Consider the following 1,872-nt stretch of genomic DNA (forward strand, 5'->3'; position numbering starts at 1 on the left):
TGCGCGCGCTGCTGGAGACGCCGGACGGCGCGCTGTGGATCGGCAGCGCCGCCGGGCTGGACCGGATGGCGCCGGATGGCCGCATCGCCCCGGTTGCGCTGCGCGACGCGCCATCGGTCCTGAGCCTGGCGCGCGGCCGCGACGGCGACCTGTGGATGGGCACCTACGCCGACGGCGTGTTCCGCCTGCGCGACGGCCGCGTCGTGCGCCACTACGGAACCAACGAGGGCTTGCCCAGCGGGCAGGTGCGTGCGCTCAGCGTCGATGCCGCTGGGACGGTCTGGATCGGCACGCGCAGCGGGGTGATGCGCATCGACGGCGACCGGCTGTCGGTGCCGGACGTGCCCGGCTTGCCGCGCGGCCTGATCACCGCCCTGGCCAGCGTCGACGGCGCGCTGTGGATCGGCTCGGTCGAAGGCGCGGCGGTACTGCGTGATGGCCGGGTGCGGAAGCTGGCGCTGGAACCGCTGGGCGGCGCGCGCACCGTGTTCGGATTCCAGGCGTTGGGCCGCGATGTGTGGATTTCCACCGACCGCGGCCTGCACCGCGACCGCGACGGCCAGCTGGCGCGGGTGGGGCTGGAGCAGGGCATGCCGGTGGACACGGTGTTCCAACTGGTCCGCGACCGCCTCGGCAACGTCTGGATCAGCAGCAACCGCGGCGTGCTGCGGACCACCGCGGCGGCGCTGGACGCGGTCGCCGACGGCCGCCAGGCGCGGTTGCAGGTGAGCCGTTACGACGAGATCGACGGCATGTCCAACGCCCAGGGCAATGGCAGCTCCGGGCCGTCGATGATCTTGCGCCACGATGGCACGGTGTGGCTGGTCACCGCCGGCGGCGTCAGCATGGTCGATCCGCGGCGCCTGGCGCGCTTCCGCGATCGCCTGCCGCCGCCGGCGGCGATCGAGAGCGTGTTGCTGGATGGCCAGCCCTTCCCCTGGCAGAACATGTCGCAACTGCCCGGCGCCAAGCGCATCACCGTGTCCTATGTCGGCCTCAGCTATCTGCTGCCCGAGCGCATCCGCTACCGCACCCGGCTCGACGGCCTGGACACCGGTTGGATCGATCGCGGCAACCAGCGCAGCGTGGAGTTCATCGGGCTGCCGCCGGGCGACTACACCCTGCACGTGGCCGCGGCGCATCCGGACGGCGCCTGGAGCACCCGCGAAGCCGTGTGGCGCTTCAGCGTGGCGCCGCTGTGGTGGCAGCGGCACAGCGTCCATGCGGCGGCCGCGGTGGCGTTGCTGCTGGCGCTGGTGCTGCTGTACCGCTACCTGATCGCGCGCTACAAGCGTCGCGCCCTGCGCCTGGAGCGGTTGGTGGCGCGGCGCACCAGCGCGCTGCGGCTGCAGACCGAGCGCCTGCTGCAGGCCGATGCCGAGAAGAGCCAGTTGCTGGCGGAATTGCAGCGCCAGGCCACCGCGTTCGAGCGCCTGGCGCACGAGGATGCGCTGACCGCGTTGCCCAACCGGCGCCACTTCGACGAGGTGCTGGTGCACAGCATGCAGCGCGCGCAGCGCAGTGGCGCGCCGCTGTGCCTGTTGGTGATGGACATCGACCGCTTCAAGCAGATCAACGACGGCTACTCGCATGCCACCGGCGATGCGGTGCTGCGCGAAGTCGGGCAACTGCTGCTGAGCGCCTGCCGCGCCTCCGACCTGCCGGCGCGCCTGGGGGGCGAAGAGTTCGCGGTGCTGCTCGGCGACACGCCGCTGGCCGACGCCGAGCGCCTGGCCACGCGCCTGCGCGACCTGTTCCATGCACGCCTGCAGTGGGCGCCCGAGGCGCCGGCGCTGCGCGTCACCTTCAGCGCCGGCCTGGTCGCGCTGCGCCCGGACGACACGCCGAGCCAGTGGCTGGGGGGGGGGGGGG

General features: G+C 73.0%; 1 protein-coding gene. It reads left to right on the top strand.

Features of this window, described 5'->3' with window-relative positions; genetic code table 11:
* On the top strand, positions 1-1,872 hold a 1,872-nt coding region (locus D183_RS0122605), incomplete at both ends, for a ligand-binding sensor domain-containing diguanylate cyclase (RefSeq protein ID WP_017911004.1).

It is taken from the genome of Xanthomonas sp. SHU 199 (genome assembly GCF_000364665.1).
GTDB classification, from domain to species: domain Bacteria; phylum Pseudomonadota; class Gammaproteobacteria; order Xanthomonadales; family Xanthomonadaceae; genus Xanthomonas_A; species Xanthomonas_A sontii.